The 16,609-nt window shown below is 65.4% G+C and carries 18 protein-coding genes and 4 tRNA genes; 7 read left to right on the forward strand and 15 right to left on the reverse strand.

Annotated elements, in window-relative coordinates:
- Positions 1–6: 6 nt before the first annotated feature.
- The 3 genes from MRY80_RS18515 to MRY80_RS18525 form a co-directional block, all read right to left on the reverse strand.
- Positions 7–222: a DUF3126 family protein gene (locus MRY80_RS18515; RefSeq protein WP_293292549.1), complete on the reverse strand. Its 216-nt coding sequence runs from the start codon at positions 220–222 to the stop codon at positions 7–9.
- 138 nt (positions 223–360) lie between these two features.
- Positions 361–1,182 carry a serine O-acetyltransferase gene (gene cysE, locus MRY80_RS18520; protein ID WP_293293044.1) on the reverse strand — a complete coding sequence of 274 codons (822 nt, stop codon included), beginning with the start codon at positions 1,180–1,182 and terminating at the stop codon, positions 361–363.
- 103 nt (positions 1,183–1,285) lie between these two features.
- On the reverse strand, positions 1,286–2,041 hold the full coding sequence (locus MRY80_RS18525; RefSeq protein ID WP_293292550.1) for an alpha/beta hydrolase: 756 nt from the start codon (positions 2,039–2,041) through the stop codon (positions 1,286–1,288).
- A 125-nt stretch (positions 2,042–2,166) separates the two neighbouring features.
- Here MRY80_RS18525 and MRY80_RS18530 point away from each other — a divergent pair, with 125 nt between their 5' ends.
- Both MRY80_RS18530 and MRY80_RS18535 read left to right on the forward strand, forming a co-directional pair.
- The gene (locus MRY80_RS18530; protein WP_293292551.1) at positions 2,167–2,415 is read left to right on the forward strand and encodes a zinc-finger domain-containing protein; all 249 of its coding nucleotides are present in this window, start codon (positions 2,167–2,169) and stop codon (positions 2,413–2,415) included.
- A 33-nt stretch (positions 2,416–2,448) separates the two neighbouring features.
- Positions 2,449–3,624, forward strand: coding sequence for an FAD-dependent oxidoreductase (locus MRY80_RS18535; RefSeq protein WP_293292552.1), 1,176 nt, complete (start codon positions 2,449–2,451; stop codon positions 3,622–3,624).
- Here MRY80_RS18535 and MRY80_RS18540 read toward each other — a convergent pair.
- From MRY80_RS18540 to MRY80_RS18565, 6 genes are all read right to left on the reverse strand, one after another.
- On the reverse strand, positions 3,606–4,280 hold the full coding sequence (locus MRY80_RS18540; RefSeq protein WP_293292553.1) for a TIGR02117 family protein: 675 nt from the start codon (positions 4,278–4,280) through the stop codon (positions 3,606–3,608). The genes MRY80_RS18535 and MRY80_RS18540 overlap by 19 nt on opposite strands.
- A complete protein-coding gene (locus MRY80_RS18545) occupies positions 4,277–5,080 on the reverse strand; it encodes an amino acid ABC transporter ATP-binding protein (protein ID WP_293292554.1) in 804 nt (267 codons plus the stop codon). The genes MRY80_RS18540 and MRY80_RS18545 overlap by 4 nt, the downstream gene beginning before the upstream one ends.
- A 12-nt stretch (positions 5,081–5,092) precedes the next feature.
- Positions 5,093–6,430 (reverse strand): amino acid ABC transporter permease, encoded by a 1,338-nt coding sequence (locus MRY80_RS18550; protein ID WP_293292555.1) that lies wholly within the window; start codon positions 6,428–6,430, stop codon positions 5,093–5,095.
- A gap of 1 nt (position 6,431) precedes the next feature.
- Entirely contained in the window at positions 6,432–7,646 is a 1,215-nt protein-coding gene (locus tag MRY80_RS18555; protein ID WP_293292556.1) for an amino acid ABC transporter permease, read from the reverse strand.
- A 146-nt stretch (positions 7,647–7,792) separates the two neighbouring features.
- Positions 7,793–8,812: an amino acid ABC transporter substrate-binding protein gene (locus MRY80_RS18560; RefSeq protein ID WP_293292557.1), complete on the reverse strand. Its 1,020-nt coding sequence runs from the start codon at positions 8,810–8,812 to the stop codon at positions 7,793–7,795.
- 277 nt (positions 8,813–9,089) lie between these two features.
- Positions 9,090–9,890, reverse strand: coding sequence for a phosphatase PAP2 family protein (locus MRY80_RS18565; protein WP_293292558.1), 801 nt, complete (start codon positions 9,888–9,890; stop codon positions 9,090–9,092).
- Between the two features lie 126 nt (positions 9,891–10,016).
- Between MRY80_RS18565 and MRY80_RS18570 the strand changes: the two genes are divergently transcribed.
- Positions 10,017–11,192 (forward strand): cystathionine beta-lyase, encoded by a 1,176-nt coding sequence (locus MRY80_RS18570; RefSeq protein WP_293292559.1) that lies wholly within the window; start codon positions 10,017–10,019, stop codon positions 11,190–11,192.
- 77 nt (positions 11,193–11,269) lie between these two features.
- Here the strand turns inward: MRY80_RS18570 and MRY80_RS18575 are convergent.
- Both MRY80_RS18575 and MRY80_RS18580 read right to left on the reverse strand, forming a co-directional pair.
- Positions 11,270–11,354, reverse strand: a tRNA-Tyr gene (locus tag MRY80_RS18575).
- Positions 11,355–11,454: 100 nt separating this feature from the next.
- A tRNA-Gly gene (locus MRY80_RS18580) sits at positions 11,455–11,528 on the reverse strand.
- 192 nt (positions 11,529–11,720) lie between these two features.
- Between MRY80_RS18580 and MRY80_RS18585 the strand changes: the two genes are divergently transcribed.
- Positions 11,721–12,815, forward strand: coding sequence for a YeeE/YedE family protein (locus MRY80_RS18585; RefSeq protein ID WP_293292560.1), 1,095 nt, complete (start codon positions 11,721–11,723; stop codon positions 12,813–12,815).
- Between the two features lie 75 nt (positions 12,816–12,890).
- Entirely contained in the window at positions 12,891–13,376 is a 486-nt protein-coding gene (locus MRY80_RS18590) for a hypothetical protein (protein ID WP_293292561.1), read from the forward strand.
- A gap of 171 nt (positions 13,377–13,547) precedes the next feature.
- On the opposite strand, the gene MRY80_RS18595 is transcribed toward MRY80_RS18590, so the two are convergent.
- Together MRY80_RS18595 and MRY80_RS18600 are read right to left on the reverse strand one after the other, a co-directional pair.
- Positions 13,548–13,621, reverse strand: a tRNA-Gly gene (locus tag MRY80_RS18595).
- Between the two features lie 24 nt (positions 13,622–13,645).
- Positions 13,646–13,730, reverse strand: a tRNA-Tyr gene (locus MRY80_RS18600).
- A gap of 162 nt (positions 13,731–13,892) precedes the next feature.
- Between MRY80_RS18600 and MRY80_RS18605 the strand changes: the two genes are divergently transcribed.
- Together MRY80_RS18605 and MRY80_RS18610 are read left to right on the forward strand one after the other, a co-directional pair.
- Positions 13,893–14,726 (forward strand): RNA methyltransferase, encoded by an 834-nt coding sequence (locus tag MRY80_RS18605; protein ID WP_293292562.1) that lies wholly within the window; start codon positions 13,893–13,895, stop codon positions 14,724–14,726.
- 87 nt (positions 14,727–14,813) lie between these two features.
- Positions 14,814–15,464, forward strand: a complete 651-nt coding sequence (locus MRY80_RS18610) for an OmpA family protein (RefSeq protein WP_293292563.1) — start codon at positions 14,814–14,816, stop codon at positions 15,462–15,464.
- Positions 15,465–15,522: 58 nt separating this feature from the next.
- On the opposite strand, the gene MRY80_RS18615 is transcribed toward MRY80_RS18610, so the two are convergent.
- Positions 15,523–15,816: a hypothetical protein gene (locus MRY80_RS18615; RefSeq protein WP_293292564.1), complete on the reverse strand. Its 294-nt coding sequence runs from the start codon at positions 15,814–15,816 to the stop codon at positions 15,523–15,525.
- A 23-nt stretch (positions 15,817–15,839) separates the two neighbouring features.
- Complete coding sequence (locus MRY80_RS18620) at positions 15,840–16,457, reverse strand: TetR/AcrR family transcriptional regulator (RefSeq protein ID WP_293292565.1); 618 nt, start codon at positions 16,455–16,457, stop codon at positions 15,840–15,842.
- Positions 16,458–16,609 lie beyond the last annotated feature (152 nt).

Below are 16,609 nucleotides of genomic sequence, written 5' to 3' on the forward strand. Positions count from 1 at the left end.
CGGGCCTTATTCTTCTTCCAGGTCGAAATCGAGGATGGACATCGACAGGTCGTAGGAGACCTCGCCCTCGTCCTCGATGCGGGTCACGATGCCGAGGAATTCCTCGCCGATATAGAGCTCTGCCGAATCCTTGATTCGCGGACGCGGTTTGACCGCCAGCGTCGCGTTGCCGAAGGTTCTCTGGAAAAAGCGCGACAGTTTCGACAGTTCTTCGGGTGTCACGGAACGGCTCCTTGCCAATGATTGTGATTGTCTTTTTGCGTAGGGCGGCACGCAAAACACGAATGCGTGGCGGGCGCAAGCCTTGCCGCCGCCCTGCCCGCCGCGCGCAGGCCTCGCGTCAGTGAATGCCGGTGCGGATCAGTCCGATTCGAGGAGCTGGTCCATCGCCCGCGAGGGCTCGTCGCAACCGGAGGCGCCGACGAGGCGCGCCGGCACGCCGGCAACCGTCATCGACGGCGGCACGTCCTTCAGGACGACCGAGCCCGCGGCGACCTTGCTGCAATTGCCGATCCTGATGTTGCCGAGGATCTTCGATCCCGCGCCGAGCAGCACGCCGTCGCCGATCTTCGGATGGCGATCGCTGCCCTCCTTGCCGGTCCCGCCGAGCGTGACGGAATGCAGGATCGAGACATTGTCCCCGATCACCGCCGTCTCGCCGACGACCAGCCCGGTGGCATGGTCGAGGAAGATGCCCTTGCCGATGCGCGCGACCGGATTGATGTCGGTCTGGAACACGGCCGAGGAGCGGCTCTGCAGATAGAGGGCGAAATCCTTGCGGCCCTGCTTGTAGAGCCAGTGCGCCAGCCGGTGCGTCTGGATCGCGTGGAAGCCCTTGAAATAGAGAAGCGGCTCCAGGAACCGCGTGCATGCCGGATCGCGGTCGTAGACGGCCTGCATGTCGACGCGCACCACGTCGCGCCAGGACGGATCGTCCTCCAGCATGGCGCGGAAGGACTGGCGCAGCAGCACCGCGCTCATGTCCGGATGGTCGAGACGTTCCGAGATGCGGTAGATGACCGCTTCTTCCAGCGACTGCTGGTTGATGATCGTCGACAGCATGAAGGCGCCGAGCGCCCTGTCGTTGGCGATCGCGGCTTCGGCGTCCTGACGCACGGCGTACCAGATCGGGTCCACCGCCTCGAGTTGCGCCGTTCCGGCGGTTTTCTTGTGCTGGGCCATGCGGGCCTCCGTCAGCTTGATCTCAGACGCCATAAATAGCCTATCGGCGGCGATTTTTAAACGCGCCGCTTTCAACTCTTCGCGACAGTCGGAAAATGCGCGGTTAATGCGCCGCGAGAAACTCCAGCACGCCGCGCTTGAAGACACGGTCGCCCACGGCCAGCATGTGGTCGCGGCCGGGAATGTCCATCGCGGTGGCGTTCGGCATCAGGGCGGCGAGTTCCTGGCCCGAGCCGGCGATGTCGTCCTTCGTGCCGACGGCGATCAGCGCCGGCGCCTTGATCGCGCCCGCCTGTTCCGGCGAAAGCTTCTTGCGCGACGTCTCGATGCATGCCGCCAGCGCGAGGCGGTCGCTGCCGGTCTGGTCGGCGAAGGCGCGGAACATGCGCGGGCGATCCTCCGTCACCACGTCGATGGACGGCGCGCGCAGCGCGTCGGCGATGCCCTCCCAGCCGCCGAGCCCTTCGACCATGCCGATGCCCAGGCCGCCAAAGACGACCGAGCGGACCCGGTCCGGTGCCGCCAGCGACATGAAGGCGCTGATGCGCGCGCCCATCGAATAGCCCATCACATGGGCGGTCTCGATGCGAAGATGGGTCAGCAGCGCGACCGCGTCGCCGGCCATGGCTTCGGGCTCGTAGGCCTGCCTGTCATGCGGCTTGTCGCTCTCGCCATGGCCGCGATTGTCGATCGCGATGACGCGGTATCCGGCCTCTCCCAGCGTCTTCAGCCAGCCGGGCCCGACCCAGTTGACGGACTTGTTGGAGGCGAAGCCGTGAATGAGCAGGATCGGCTCGCCGGCCGGCTCGCCTTCGTCGAAATATGCGAGGTTCAGATTGTCGTGCTGGAAATGGGGCATCGCTTCTTGTGATCCGTCAAAACGCAGGCCAGAGAGTTGTCGCGACTGGCTACCAATTCCCGTTTCAAGTCGCTAGTGTGGGCGCAGACATTGGCACACAGATAGGTTTCGCGCGAAGGACGACCATGGCAGGCCACGCAACACCCCATTTCCAGAACGACGCCGGACACGCCAAGATCGAGATCGGCGTGAAGGAATTCATGTGCGTCGGCGCGCTGCCGCCGTTCGACCATCCGCATGTCTTTCTCGACATGGGCGACGACAGCGAAAAAGTCTGTCCCTATTGCTCCACGCTCTTCGTCTACAATCCCGCGCTCGCCGCCGAGGAAACCGTTCCGACCGGCTGCATCTACGAGACGCGCGACGCCGCCTGATCCCTCCCTCCAACGCCGGATTGCCAGCCAGCATTGACTGAGGAAACCGAAATCCTGATCGCCGGCGCCGGCATTGCCGGGCTTACCGCGGCTCTCGCCCTGGCGCAGCGCGGCTGCAGCGTGACGGTCGTCGATGCGTTCGAGGAACCGTCCGAAGTGGGTGCAGGCCTGCAGGTCGCGCCCAATGCCAGCCGCATCCTGCGCACGCTCGGCGTGCTCGACGCTCTGGTCTCCAAGGCGATCGCACCGGAGGCCATCCGGCTCGGCGACGGGCAGACCGGGGACATGCTCCTGGAGATGCCGATCACGCCGGCATGGCTGGAGCGCATGGACGCGCCCTATCTGACGGCGCATCGCGCGGCGCTGCACAGCGTGCTTTACACCGCCGCCGTCGCCAATCCGGCGATCACTTTGAAAACGGGCCATGCGGTCGCGGATGTCCGCGAGGACGGCGAGCACGTCACGACGGTCCTGAAGACGGCCGACGGCGAAGCCGTCATCGTCTCGCGCCTGCTCATCGGGGCCGACGGCATCTGGTCGAGGGTGCGCGAAAGCGTGCCGGGGGCCGCGCAGCCGCAGGCGACCGGCCGGATCGCCTGGCGCGCCATCGGCCCGGCCAGCGGCAATGGCCCGAACGTCACGGCGTGGATGATCCCGAACGGCCACATCGTCACCTATCCGGTGCGCAACGCCGACACGCTCAACGTCGTCGCCATCACGCAGGGGCGCTCCGAAAAGGGAGACTGGGCGCAGACGGCCGATGCCGACATGCTGGTCCGGCTGCTCGGCACGACGCACCCGATCCGCGGGTTCGAGGGCATGGACAAGGCGCATTGGACGACCTGGCCGCTGAACGCCGTCGCGCCGGAGGCGCCGTGGAACAGCGGACGCATCCTCCTGATCGGCGACGCCGCGCACGGCATGGAGCCCTTCGCCGCCCAGGGCGCCGCGATGGCGATCGAGGACGGGTTCGCCGCCGGGATCTGCCTGGCCAACGCCGTCGACAATCCCACCCCGGCCTTCGCCCGCTATGACGGGCTGCGCCGTGGCCGCGTCCGCAAGGTCGCCAAGCGCACCGAGTTCAACCGCTGGGTCTACCACCAGAGCGGCCCTGGCCGGACTGTGCGCAACTTCCTCTTCTCGAAGCGCTCGCCGCAATCCTTCCTGTCGGATCTCGACTGGCTCTACGGCTACCGCATCCCCGAGTGACCGACCGCGACCCGGTCGAGCCCGAATTCCAGCGACTGGGCAAACGGGGTCCACAGGCCGACACCCACTCCCGCTCCGCGAAGGCGGCGGCCCGTCCACACATTGCATCCCATGATCGGCGAGAACCGTCCCCGCGCGCGGTAGAAGCGGTCGCCGAAACCGTGCGTGATGCCGGCGATCGGCCGCTTGTCACTGGCGAAGGAATGGCGGATGTCGGCCACCAGGCGATCAAAGTCCGCCGCGGACAGATCGAGCGCATAGACGCCCTGCCCGCCGGCGATTTCGCCGACCGGCTGGACATGCATGACGGTGGTGTCGAAGGCCAGCGCGCGGGCGATGGTCCCCGGCGTCAGATCGGAAACGCGGCGCAGGCTGGTGTAGGCCGTGCGCGATCCCCAGCCGATCGCCCAATGGCGCACGCGGCCGGGGTCGACCGGAAAATCGGCTGCCGCGAGGCCGAGCCGGGACAGCGTCTCGCCGTCGCGATCGGGCAGGACGAGATCGGAATGAAAGCCGTTGGAGAAGACGTGGATGCGCACGGCACCCTGTTCGTCGGTGTCGGCGCGGGGGCCGACCGGCGCCGGGACGGCGCCGAGCACGATAGCCGTCGCGACGGCCAGCAGCGACGCCGCCAGCCATCGGACCGCGTGGATCAATGCAGGATTTGGCTGAGGAACAGCTTGGTACGCTCGTGCTGCGGGTTGTCGAAGAACTCGTCGGGCTTGTTCTGCTCGACGATCTGGCCCTGATCCATGAAGATCACGCGGTTGGCGACCTGGCGCGCGAAGCCCATTTCGTGGGTCACGCAGAGCATGGTCATGCCTTCCTCGGCGAGGCCGACCATCGTGTCGAGCACTTCCTTGATCATCTCGGGGTCAAGCGCGGAGGTCGGCTCGTCGAACAGCATGATGCGCGGGTTCATGCACAGCGAACGGGCGATCGCCACGCGCTGCTGCTGACCGCCGGACAGCTGGCCCGGATACTTGTTCGCCTGTTCGGGGATCTTGACGCGGGTGAGGAAGTGCATGGCGCGCTCCTCGGCTTCCTTCTTCGGCATCTTGCGCACCCAGATCGGCGCCAGCGTGCAGTTTTCCAGAATGGTCAGATGCGGGAACAGGTTGAAGTGCTGGAACACCATGCCGACCTCGCGGCGCACCTCGTCGATCTTCTTCAGGTCGTTGGTCAGCTCGTTGCCGTCGACGATGATCTGGCCCTTCTGGTGTTCCTCCAGACGGTTGATGCAGCGGATCATGGTGGACTTCCCCGAGCCGGACGGGCCGGCGATGACGATGCGCTCGCCGCGCATGACCTTCAGGTTGATGTCGCGCAGCACGTGGAAGTCGCCATACCATTTGTGCATCTCGACGATCTCGACGGCGACGTCGGTCTCCGAGACCGTCATCTTGGAGCGGTCGGCCTGCAGCTCTTCGGGCGAAACGGCGTTTTCAGACGTCATGATCAGTAATCCTTAGCGTTTGTGTCCCGTGTCGAGCTTGCGCTCCATGAACATGGAGTAGCGCGACATGGCGAAGCAGAAGACCCAATAGGTGAGCGCGGCGAATGCGTATCCCGACATCGCCTGCACCGGTGACGACCAGGTCGGATCCGAGAAGGACGACTGGATCTGGCCGAGGAAGTCGAAGAGACCGATGATGAGGACGAGCGTGGTGTCCTTGAACAGGCCGATGAAGGTGTTGACGATGCCCGGAATGACCAGCTTCAGCGCCTGCGGCAGGATGATCATGCGCATCATCTGGCCCCAGTTCAGACCCAGCGCCATGGCGCCTTCGTACTGGCCCTTGGGCAGCGCCTGCAGGCCGCCGCGCACCACCTCCGCCATGTAGGCCGAGGAGAACAGCGCCACGCCGATCAGCGCGCGCAGCAGCTTGTCGAAGGTCACGCCCTCCGGCAGGAACAGCGGCAGCATCACCGAGGACATGAACAGCACGGTGATCAGCGGCACGCCGCGCCAGAACTCGATGAAGACGATGGAGAAGAACCGCACGATCGGCAGTGCCGAGCGGCGGCCGAGCGCCAGCGCGATGCCGAGCGGCAGCGACGCGGCGATGCCGGTGACCGCGATCACGAGCGTCACGAGCAGCCCGCCCCAGACCTCCGTCTCCACCTCTTCGAGGCCGAAATCGAAGCCGAGGATGAACAGCAGCACGAACAGCGCTGCAAAGAAGATCGCCACCGCCCTCACCCGGGGTATGGGATCGGAGTCCGACAGCTTGGCGAACATAAAGGCCAGCACGAGGCCGAGAACGGTGATGATGGCGAGCGGCACATAGAGGCCGCCGACCGAGAAGTGACCGCCGGTCAGGAGGATCAGCGTGGCGATCGGGAAGACGATCGTCATGAACAGGATGTTCTCACGCTTGAACGGCGCCGACGGGATCAGGAGCGGCGCGAGACCGCCGAAGAACATCAACCCGACGATGTTGACCCGCCATTGTTCCTCGTCCGGATAGCGGCCGTAGATGAACTGGTTGGCATAGTCGCCGACATAGGCCCAGCACGCGCCGAACCAGCCGTCTGGCTGGGTGCCGCCCTGCACCTGCGTGGCGCAGACCGCGCGGTCGGTGCCCGACCAGACCGCGTTGGTGATCAGGAAGCTCACGATCGGCGGAATGATCACATAGAGCACGTAGATGCAGAAGAGCGTCAGGATCGTGTAGGGGATCGACGAGAACAGGCTTTCGCGCAGCCAGGCGACGATGCCCTTCGAACTGGCCGGAGCCGACTGCTGCGGCAGCATGTCCCGGCGCACAAAGGCGATGTCGTTGGTGGAGGGTGTGGTGACCATCTTATCTCTCCACCAGCGCGACGCGGTTGTTGTACCAGTTCATGAACAGCGAGGTCAGCAACGAGATCGCCAGGTAGGTGAGCATCGTCAAAAGGATGATCTCGACGGCCTGGCCGGTCTGGTTGAGCGCAGTGCCGGCAAAGACCGAGGTCAGTTCCGGATAGGCGATCGCCACGGCCAGCGACGAGTTCTTCGTCAGGTTCAGATACTGGCTGGTGAGCGGCGGAATGATGATGCGCATCGCCTGCGGCACGATCACCAGGCGCAGCGTCGGTCCGCTGCGCAGGCCGAGCGCGTTGGCCGCCTCCGTCTGCCCCCTGTTGACCGCCAGGATGCCGGCGCGGACGATCTCGGCGATGAAGGACGCCGTGTAGGTCGACAGCGCCACCAGCATGGCGATGTATTCGGGGATGATGGTCATGCCGCCGCGCGGCCGGAACCCGCCCATTTCGGGGATGTCCCAGGTCAGCGGCGCTCCCATCGCGAGGAAGACGACCAGCGGCAGGAAGACGATGATGCCGAGCCCGACCAGGAAGGACGGGAACGTCTGGCCGGTCTGCATCTGCCGGCGATAGGCCCAGCGCCCGATCGCCCAGGCGACGACGCAGCCGATGATGAAGGCGTAGAAGGCGTAGCCCGCCCCCTCGCCCCAGACGGGCTTCGGCGCGAAATAGCCGCGGTTGTTCAGGAGGCCGAGCGGCCCGAAATCGAAACCGTCGCGCGGCTGCGGCAAGAGGCGCAGCACGCCGAAATACCAGATGAAGATCTGCAGCAGCAGCGGCACGTTGCGCAGGCTCTCCACATAGACCGTCGCCAGCCGGCTCACGAGCCAGTTCTTCGACAGCCGGGCGACGCCGACGATGAAGCCGATGATGGTTGCCAGGATGATGCCGACGAACGCGACCGCGATCGTGTTCAACAGGCCGACGATATAGACGCGGCCATATGTCGACGACGCCTGGCTGTATTCGATCAAGGACTGGCTGATCGCGAAGCCGGCATTGTTGCCCATGAAGGCCCAGCCCGACGCGATGCCGGCGGCCTGCAGGTTGGCGTTCATGTTCATCCAGCCCTGCAGGGCCAGGTAGGCGATCAGAACGGCGAGGATGATCTGGAACAGCCAGCCCCTGATCTCCGGATTGTTCAGAAGTGCGACCTTCGGGGCGCCTGTATCGGCACTTTGCGGTCCACTCGGCGGCGCTTCGCTAACGGCCATATCGCTTGTTCACCTGATCGTCGTGGCGGACGTGTCATCCCAGACATCAGAGCCGCTCAGCCACGGTCCCCACCGGCTGAAATGGCACATCCCCACCTTGAAGCAATTCACCCGGCTGCAAGCAGCCGGGTGAGATCGTTTTTCGCTTAGCGGATCGGCGGGCCGTACATCAGGCCGCCCTTGGTCCAGAGCGCGTTCACGCCGCGGGCGATGCCGAGCGGCGTGTCCGGGCCGACGTTGCGGTCGAAGATTTCGCCGTAGTTGCCGACGGCCTTGATGACCTTGGCAGCCCAGTCGTTCTCGAGGCCGATGCCGGCACCGAATTCGCCCTCGACGCCCAGCAGGCGCTTCACGGACGGATTGTCGCCACCCATCATCTCATCGACATTGGCGGAGGTGATGCCGAGCTCTTCGGCGTTCACGGTCGCGATGTGGACCCACTTGACGATGTTGAACCACTGGTCGTCACCCTGGCGGACGACGGGGCCGAGGGGCTCCTTGGAGATGATTTCCGGCAGAACCTTGTGCTCGCCCGGGTTCGTCAGCTTGAGGCGCTGCGCATACAGGCCGGAAGCGTCCGTGGTGTAGACGTCGCAGCGGCCGGCGTCATAGGCGGCAACCACTTCGTCGGCCTTTTCGAAGGCGACCAGCTCGTATTCCATGTTGTTGGCACGGAAATAGTCGGCCACGTTCAGCTCGGTCGTGGTGCCGGTGTTGGTGCAGATCGACGCGCCGGACAGTTCGAGGGCGGAATTGATGCCCATCTCGGTGCGGATCATGAAGCCCTGGCCGTCATAGTAGTTGACGCCAGCGAAGTTCAGACCGAGCTGCGTGTCGCGGCTCATGGTCCAGGTGGTGTTGCGCGAAAGCAGGTCGGTTTCACCAGACTGAAGTGCGGTGAAGCGCTCTTTCGCGGACAGCGGGGTGAATTTCACGGCATCGCCGTCGCCGAAGATCGCCGCAGCGACCGCGCGGCAGAAGTCGACGTCGAGGCCGCTCCAGTTGCCGTCAGCGTCCGGGTTCGAGAAGCCGGGCAAGCCCTGGCTCACACCGCACTGCACAAATCCCTTTGCCTTTACGTCGTCGAGCGTTGCTGCGGACGAGGCGCTGCCGGCAATCGCCAGAGCTGCCACACCGAGAACGCTGCTCAGCATCAGTTTTTTCATTGAGTTCAACCTCTTCGTTGCTCACGTTGCGTCAGAATGGGCACGAGCATCAGCCTCAGGACGCCATGACAATGACCGCCGAGAAGCAATACTTCCCCGGGAAGCGGCATTGTCGCCTCCTCCCACCGAGACCAGACAAGTGCAATTTCGAAACACCGTCAAGGGCCAACGACACAATTATGTCGCAATCTGCCGCAGCCCCCTCTTCCCGCGCGGTTGCGGCTCCCATAGCGCTTTGGGAGGGGCTCTGCGAACGGGATGCCGTTCCGAGCTTCCGTTACGCCTTGAGCCTCGGGAGGGCAGCGTCCCCGTCCGTCACGAAAACCGCCCGGCGCCGCGCCAGCCACCGCGCCAGCACCAGCGCCATGATCGCGCCGAGGGAGAAACCCGCGGCGACGTCGGAGGGGTAATGGGCGCCTGCGGGAATGCGCGCGCAGGCAAGCAGCGCCATCAGCGTGAACATCGGCCACTTCAGGCCGGGATGCCAGAGCATAAGGATGACGGCCAGGGATCCGGCGGTCGCGGCATGCCCCGAGGGAAAGCCCTGGAAGGAATGCACGAACTCGAACGGATGGAACGCGTAGACGCCGACCTCGTCGACGACGCGCGGCCGCGCCCGGCCGACGACCTGCTTGATGATGTTGACCGTGATGCCCGGAACGGCCACCGCTCCCAGAATGTAGGCGGCGCGGCCATAGGCCGTCAGCATGGTGCGGCGCGAGGCGGTGCGCAGCGCGCCCCAGTCCATCAGGCCGATGATCGCGATCAGGATGACCGCCGGCACGATGTACCAGACCGATTTCATCGTGTCGGTCACGTCGCGCAGGAACTGCAGGGCAAGGTTCGGCGCGGGCCCGGCAAAGGGCCTGAAATAGGGATCGAAGATCGCCGCGAACGCCGTGACGACGACCGCCAGCACGACGTTCCACGTCATGCGCGGCGTCCAGACCGGCGGCGTGCCCGCGGGCACCGGGCGCGACAGGCGAAAGCGCAGCCGGCGCGCCGTCGCGGCGCCGCGACCGTAGATGCGGCGAAAGCCCTGCGCGACACGGATCGCGGCGGCGGTTATCCTGGCCATGGTCCTTCCTGGCGGGCGGTTTGAAGCCGCTCCGTGCGAATTTCGCATGGCGAGTAGCGTCTTCCTTGTTTTTTCGCAAGAAATCAGCCACGCAGCGCGCCGGTACAACATTGGGGAAAACGGTCGATGAACGGTCCGAAGACGACGAAACAACGCGGCATCAACACACAGCTCACCCATGGCGGCTACGATCCGCGGGACTTCCACGGCTTCGTCAATCCGCCCGTCGTGCATGCCTCCACCGTCCTCTTTCCCGACAGCCAGACGATGCGGACGCGCAACCAGCGCTACACCTACGGGACGCGCGGCACGCCGACCACGGACGCGCTGTGCACGGCGTGCGACGAGCTGGAAGGCAGCGCCGGAACGATCGCGGTGCCGTCGGGCCTGGCGGCCGTCACCGTGCCGCTGCTCGCCTTCCTGTCGGCGGGCGACCACGCGCTCTTCGTCGACACGATCTATCATCCGACGCGCCGGTTCGCCGACACGATGCTGAAGCGCCTCGGCGTCGATGTCGAATATTACGATCCCGAGATCGGCGCCGGCATCCGCGCGCTGATCAAGCCCAACACCAGGGTCGTCTTCACCGAATCGCCCGGCTCCAACACGTTCGAGATGCAGGACATCCCCGCCATCGCCGCGGTCGCGCGCGAAGCCGGCGCGGTGACGATGATGGACAACACCTGGGCGACGCAGATCTTCTTCCGGCCGCTCGAACACGGGGTCGACATCTCGATCAACGCGGCGACGAAATACCAGGCCGGGCACTCCGACATATTGCTGGGCACCGTTTCCGCGAACGAGGCCACTTGGGAGCGGTTGAGCGACGCCCAGTTGACGCTTGGATGCTGCGCCGGCCCGGACGACGTCTACCAGGTGCTGCGCGGCATGCGCACCATGGGCGTGCGGCTGGATCGCCACCAGGCCTCCGCGCTGGAGATCGCCCGCTGGCTCGAAGGCCGTCCCGGCGTCGTCAGCGTGCTCCATCCGGCGCTGGAGAGCCATCCCGGCCACGATCTCTGGAAACGCGACTTCTCGGGCGCGAGCGGCCTCTTCTCCTTCGTGCTGGAGGGCGACGCGCCGGAAGCCGGCGCCTTCCTCGACGCGCTGGAGATCTTCGGCCTCGGCTATTCCTGGGGCGGCTATGAAAGCCTCGCCGTGCAGGTCTCGCTCAGCGACCGCACCGTGTCGGCGCGCGACTTCGGCGGCGCCGTGATGCGGCTGCAGATCGGGCTGGAGGACACGGCCGACCTGATCGCCGACATCGAGAAGGGATTGGCCGCCGCGGCCGCCCTGCGCTGAAGAACGAAAAGCCCCTGCCCGCCGGCGCGCCGTGCGGGCCGGGCGCTGCAGCGGATGAAGGGAAATCGCCTGCCGGATGGTGGGGGAAGTAGGACTCGAACCTACGAAGCATTACGCAGCGGATTTACAGTCCGCCCCCTTTGCCGCTCGGGACATTCCCCCATACCGGTCAAGTGCGGAGCGCCTTATGGCGGGACCGTTCCGACGTGTCAATTCGAACGTGTCGCCTGACACGGTCTTGGTCTTGATGAAGCGGCAAGTCTGGAGCGGGTGAAGGGAATCGAACCCTCGTCGTAAGCTTGGGAAGCTTCTGCTCTGCCATTGAGCTACACCCGCGCAAGGCAGATCGGTAGCGAAAATCAGGCGCGAAATCCACGAAAATCTGCATGGGCCGATTGCCGCCGCCATCCGGCGCGAACTTTACATTGAAATGCCGGGATGCCTTCATGGTTCGCGCAGGATTACTCTTTGCGCGCGCGCGTCAAAACGCGATAAAAGGCGGGCGGCGCGGAAACGGGGAGGTCAGGAATGATCGAGACATGGCGTGAGATCGTGGTTGAGTCCGCGGCTTTCTACATCGGCTGGGGCGGACTGCTGATCGGGGTGGTCTTCGGCTTTCTCGTCTACACGACGAATTTCTGCACGATGGGGTCGATCTCCGACATCATTTCCTTCGGCAGCTACAACCGGTTCCGCGCCTGGCTGCTCGCCTGCGCCGTTGCGATCATCGGCGTCGCCTTCATCGAGGGGCACGGCGTCGCCGACACCGCCGAATCGATGTACCAGACGCCCAACCTCGCCTGGCTCGCCAATGTCGTCGGCGGCCTCCTCTTCGGCTTCGGCATGGTGTTCGCCGGCGGCTGCATCAGCCGCAACCTGGTGCGCGCCGGCGGCGGCGACCTGCGCTCCGTCGTCGTCCTGATCATCACCGGGATATTCGCCTTCATCACCATCGGCGGCATCCTCGGCCCGCTGCGCGTCGCGCTGTTCGACCCGATGACCGTGGACCTCACGCAGATCGGCATGGAAACCCAGCGCATCGGCGAGTTCGTCGGCCTGCAGACCGGCGTCGACGTCGAGACGGCGCGTCTGTGGACGGTCTTCATCATCGCCGGCATCCTGCTCATCTACTGCTTCGCCGACCGCAACTTCCTCGCCTCCCCGCGCGATCTCATCGCCGGCCTCGGCATCGGCCTGTGCATCGTCGCCGGCTGGTTCCTGACCGGGCTCGCCGCGGACGAGTTCGCCGACATCCCGGTGCAGCTGATTTCGCTCTCCTATGTGCGCCCGACCGGCGACACGCTCGACTACCTGATGCGCTTCACCGCCCTCGGCGCGCCGGGCTTCGGGATCGCGACCACGGCCGGCGCGCTGCTCGGCGGCTTCCTCGGCGCCGCATCCTCCGGCCGCCTCGGCCTGACGAGCTTCGCCGACGCGCAGGATTCCGTGCGCAACATGTTCGGCGCGGCGCTGATGGGGATCGGCGGGGTGCTGGCGCTCGGCTGCACGGTCGGACAGGCGCTGACGGGCTTTTCGACGCTCGCCATCGGATCCGCGATCACCTTCGGCGCGATCCTCGTCGGCGGCATGATCGGGGTCAAGACGATGGAACGCATTGCCTGAGCGCCCGGCTGTTCAGGCAGCCGATCACCGCATAGAGTTCACGCCACGCCAGTTCCACCAACCGGAGCCAAGCCCTTGTCCCGTATCTCGTCCCGCCTTCTGTGCCTTGGCCTCGCCGCGCCGCTTCTTCTGTCCTGGTCGGTCTTCGCCGAGGCGGATTGCGCCCTGCCCGAGCCGACCGAACAGGCCGGGGGCTGGACCGTCGACGAAGGCGACGGCGACTATCGCTTCATGGCGACAAACCCCGACTACCCGGACCTGGCCGTCGCGCTCGAAATGAATTCGCCCTCGAAGCCGAGGGTCCTGGATTGGCAGCTCGTGCCCGGCTACGACGGCAAGATCGCCATCCTGCGCTATTTCTCGGGCGAACCGGGCACGTCCCACCTCGTCACGCTGGTGACCGACGCCGTCGTGGACCTGCGCACCAACGAGGAGATCGGCCAGGCCTTCCATTCGCAGGACTGCGTCCCGAACGAATGGACATGGTTCGACGACCGGGTGGAAATCCACGACGTCGAACAGGATCTGACCGACACCTTCGCGTTCGCGCCGGTCAACTGACGCCGGCCGGTGCCCACGCGGGCTGATGGCCGGTCCTTCACGATCAAGATTGCAGGCTGCAGCGACCGACAGGCGCTGACGCAACGTCGCGCGCACGCCTGCCAGCGGAACCGGACACTCGGACCATCAAGGAATCGAGACAACAAAAAACCCGCCGAAGCGGGTAGCCCTTGGAGCGGGTAGCGGGAATCGAACCCGCATATTCAGCTTGGAAGGCTGCTGCTCTACCATTGAGCTATACCCGCCCGCGAGTTCGTGTGCCCGGCCAGTGGTGGAGGAGGTTGGATTCGAACCAACGTAGCCATAGGCAACGGATTTACAGTCCGTCCGTTTTAACCACTCACGCACTCCTCCGTTCACTGGCGCCGGAGGCACATCAGCGGCCTTGCGACCGCGGCCCGCCTTATGGCGGGACGGATTCACACTGTCAACACGCCTGACAGGTTTTTCGTCGCAAAGCTGTCATCGCGCAGATCGTGATCGTATTGCGCGCGCAAATCCGCTATTGGCCGAACCATGAACGACAAGAACAATAACGACAGAAAGACCAGCGGCGGCGGCAAGGACGGGCACTATGCGCGCCTGCGCCGCGCCCATCGCGCGGCCAATCCGGCGGAGCCATCCGACGGACGCATCCTCCTCTACGGGCTGCACACCGTCAGGGCCGCGCTGCAGAACCCCGCCCGCAAGCCCCTGCGCCTGCTGGCGACGCGCAACGCCCTTGCCCGGCTGGAGCTGGACGATGAGACGCTGGCGCGCTGCCAGCCCGAGATCGTCGAGCCGAAGGCGATCGACCGGCTGGCGGGCGAAGGCGCGGTGCATCAGGGAATCGCGCTTGAAACCATGCCGCTGAAGCCGAAGCGGCTCGACGCGCTCGGCGCGGTCGATCTCGTGCTCGTCCTCGACCAGGTGACCGACCCGCACAATGTCGGCGCGATCCTGCGCTCGGCCGTCGCCTTCGACGCGGGCGCCCTGATCACCACGGCGCGCCACAGCCCGGTCGAATCGGGCGTGCTCGCCAAGGCCGCCTCCGGCGCGCTGGAGCACATCGACCATATCGAGGTGCGCAACCTCGCCGAGGCGCTCGAAACGCTGTCAGCGGCCGGCTTCCAGACCGTGGGCCTCGATTCCGAGGGGCCGGCGATCCTGGAAAAGACGGTCTCGGCGCAAAAGGTCGCGCTGGTGCTCGGCGCGGAGGGCAAGGGACTGCGCCAGAAGACGCGTGAGACCGTCAACGCGCTTGCCCGCCTCGACATGCCGGGGGCGATCAGGTCGCTCAACGTGTCCAACGCGGCGGTCCTGTCGCTTTATGTCGCGCGCCGCGCTATGCTCGAATCCGGGAAACGCTGACCGTTCGGCCGGAATTTTGCCACAAAGGTCACGCGGAACGTCTTTCAGACGCAGATGGGAACCGGTTTCCGAGGGAAGGACTACGACATGAACAAGGCGACGATCACGGCTATGGCGGGCGTTCTCGCCTTCACCGCGGCCTGCACGACCGATCCGTTCACGGGGCAGCAGAAGGTATCGAACACGGCCGGCGGCGCGGCCATCGGCGCCGGCGTCGGCGCGCTGGCGGGTCTTGCGGCCGGCGGCGACGACCGCCGAAACGCGCTCATCGGCGCTGGCATCGGCGCGCTGGCAGGCGGCGCGGTCGGCACCTTCATGGACCGGCAGGAAGCCGAATTGCGCGCCCAGCTCGCCTCCACCGGCGTCTCGGTCACGCGCGTCGGCAACAACATCATCTTGAACATGCCGTCCAACATCACCTTCGCGACCGATCAGGACCAGGTGATCCCGGCCTTCCACGCGACGCTCGATTCGGTGGCGATCGTGCTCAACAAGTACAACCAGACGCTGATCAACGTGTTCGGCCACACCGATTCGACCGGCTCGGACAGCTACAACCAGGCGCTGTCGCAGCGCCGCGCCAACTCGGTCTCGGCCTATCTGTCGACCCGCGGCGTCAGCCCGCAGCGCATGATCGCGCAGGGCTATGGCGAAAGCCGCCCGGTGGCCGACAACGGCACGGAGACCGGCCGCGCGCAGAACCGTCGCGTGGAAATCCAGATCGTCCCGCTGACCTGACCGGCCGGCGCGGGGAATTGAAGAAAGGCGGCCTCCGGGCCGCCTTTTTTGTCGCGCCTCAGCCCGTCGTCTCGTCTTCCAGCTCGCCGGCGTCGCGGGCGCGCATTTCCTCGATGTCGTCGGCGATCAGCGCGAGGTGCTGTTCGATGAGCGAGAGATTGGCGATCAGGCCGCAGACCAGCGCCGCGACGATCAGACCCGCGACCACGCCGAGCCCGGCGCCGAAGGTCAGGTTCTCACGGGCGCCCTCGGCCCAGCGATAGCCGCCATAGCCGCAGGCCGCCACGATCAGCGCCGCCAGCGCCGGATTGACGGCCTCGAGCAGTTCGGCAAGGAAACGGGAAAACCTCATGCGGGCACCTCACGGTTTGCGGGTCAGTTCTGCACCGGCAAGAAAAGCAGTTTGATGTAGGAACGCAACATCATGATCTGCTCGGCCAGCACTTTCGGCTCGCGGACGGCCTTGGACATCACGATCCCGCCCTCCACGATGGTCGACACCATGTCGGCAAGCGCCTCGAAATCCACGTCGTCGCTCGGCGGGTAGACCGCGGCGATTTCCTCGAACACCGCAAGGAAACGCGCCCGCCAGCGCAGCACCGCCTCGCGGTTGATCTCCTGCACGTCGCGGTCGAACAGCCGCTCATTGTAGCAATAGGTGGCGACGAGGCAGCCCGGATGCCCGCTCGGCAGGTCCGCCATCATCTCCGACATCAGCTTCAGCCCGATCAGGAAGGCGTGCAGCGGATCGTCGTGCAATTCGCTCGCCCGGTCGAACAGGTTGTCGAGAATCCGGTCCTCGGTTTCGAGATAGCGCTGCAGCAGCGCGCGAGCCAGTTCGTTCTTGTCCTTGAAATGATAGAAGAAACCGCTTTTGGTGATCTCGGCTTCGGCGATGATCTCCTCGATCGAGGTCGCGCCGAAGCCCTTCGACAGCACCGCCACTTCAGCGATGTCCATCAGTTTCTCGCGTGTGGCGCGGCCCTTGCGCATGTCGCCCCCTTTTACTGCACCGCCGGTGCGGTTTTTCACGGCCTTCCCAGGTCGAGGAAAGCTTCCGTTCCAGTAACGCGTTGAAATAGCGGCACAAACGCCGCACGAGACTTCCTTACCGCGTTCTTTCTATCCCTTCGCGCCCCGAAAAT

Source organism: Oricola sp. (assembly GCF_022763245.1).
GTDB lineage: Bacteria > Pseudomonadota > Alphaproteobacteria > Rhizobiales > Rhizobiaceae > Oricola.

Excerpts from the sequence above, each read along its gene's own strand:
- cysE (WP_293293044.1), bottom strand. The coding sequence starts at position 1,182 with ATGGCCCAGCACAAGAAAACCGCCGGAACGGCGCAACTCGAGGCGGTG.
- MRY80_RS18525 (WP_293292550.1), bottom strand. The coding sequence starts at position 2,041 with ATGCCCCATTTCCAGCACGACAATCTGAACCTCGCATATTTCGACGAA.
- MRY80_RS18530 (WP_293292551.1), top strand. The coding sequence starts at position 2,167 with ATGGCAGGCCACGCAACACCCCATTTCCAGAACGACGCCGGACACGCC.
- MRY80_RS18545 (WP_293292554.1), bottom strand. The coding sequence starts at position 5,080 with ATGACGTCTGAAAACGCCGTTTCGCCCGAAGAGCTGCAGGCCGACCGC.
- MRY80_RS18550 (WP_293292555.1), bottom strand. The coding sequence starts at position 6,430 with ATGGTCACCACACCCTCCACCAACGACATCGCCTTTGTGCGCCGGGAC.
- MRY80_RS18555 (WP_293292556.1), bottom strand. The coding sequence starts at position 7,646 with ATGGCCGTTAGCGAAGCGCCGCCGAGTGGACCGCAAAGTGCCGATACA.
- MRY80_RS18560 (WP_293292557.1), bottom strand. The coding sequence starts at position 8,812 with ATGAAAAAACTGATGCTGAGCAGCGTTCTCGGTGTGGCAGCTCTGGCG.
- MRY80_RS18565 (WP_293292558.1), bottom strand. The coding sequence starts at position 9,890 with ATGGCCAGGATAACCGCCGCCGCGATCCGTGTCGCGCAGGGCTTTCGC.
- MRY80_RS18570 (WP_293292559.1), top strand. The coding sequence starts at position 10,017 with ATGAACGGTCCGAAGACGACGAAACAACGCGGCATCAACACACAGCTC.
- MRY80_RS18585 (WP_293292560.1), top strand. The coding sequence starts at position 11,721 with ATGATCGAGACATGGCGTGAGATCGTGGTTGAGTCCGCGGCTTTCTAC.
- MRY80_RS18605 (WP_293292562.1), top strand. The coding sequence starts at position 13,893 with ATGAACGACAAGAACAATAACGACAGAAAGACCAGCGGCGGCGGCAAG.
- MRY80_RS18610 (WP_293292563.1), top strand. The coding sequence starts at position 14,814 with ATGAACAAGGCGACGATCACGGCTATGGCGGGCGTTCTCGCCTTCACC.
- MRY80_RS18615 (WP_293292564.1), bottom strand. The coding sequence starts at position 15,816 with ATGAGGTTTTCCCGTTTCCTTGCCGAACTGCTCGAGGCCGTCAATCCG.
- MRY80_RS18620 (WP_293292565.1), bottom strand. The coding sequence starts at position 16,457 with ATGCGCAAGGGCCGCGCCACACGCGAGAAACTGATGGACATCGCTGAA.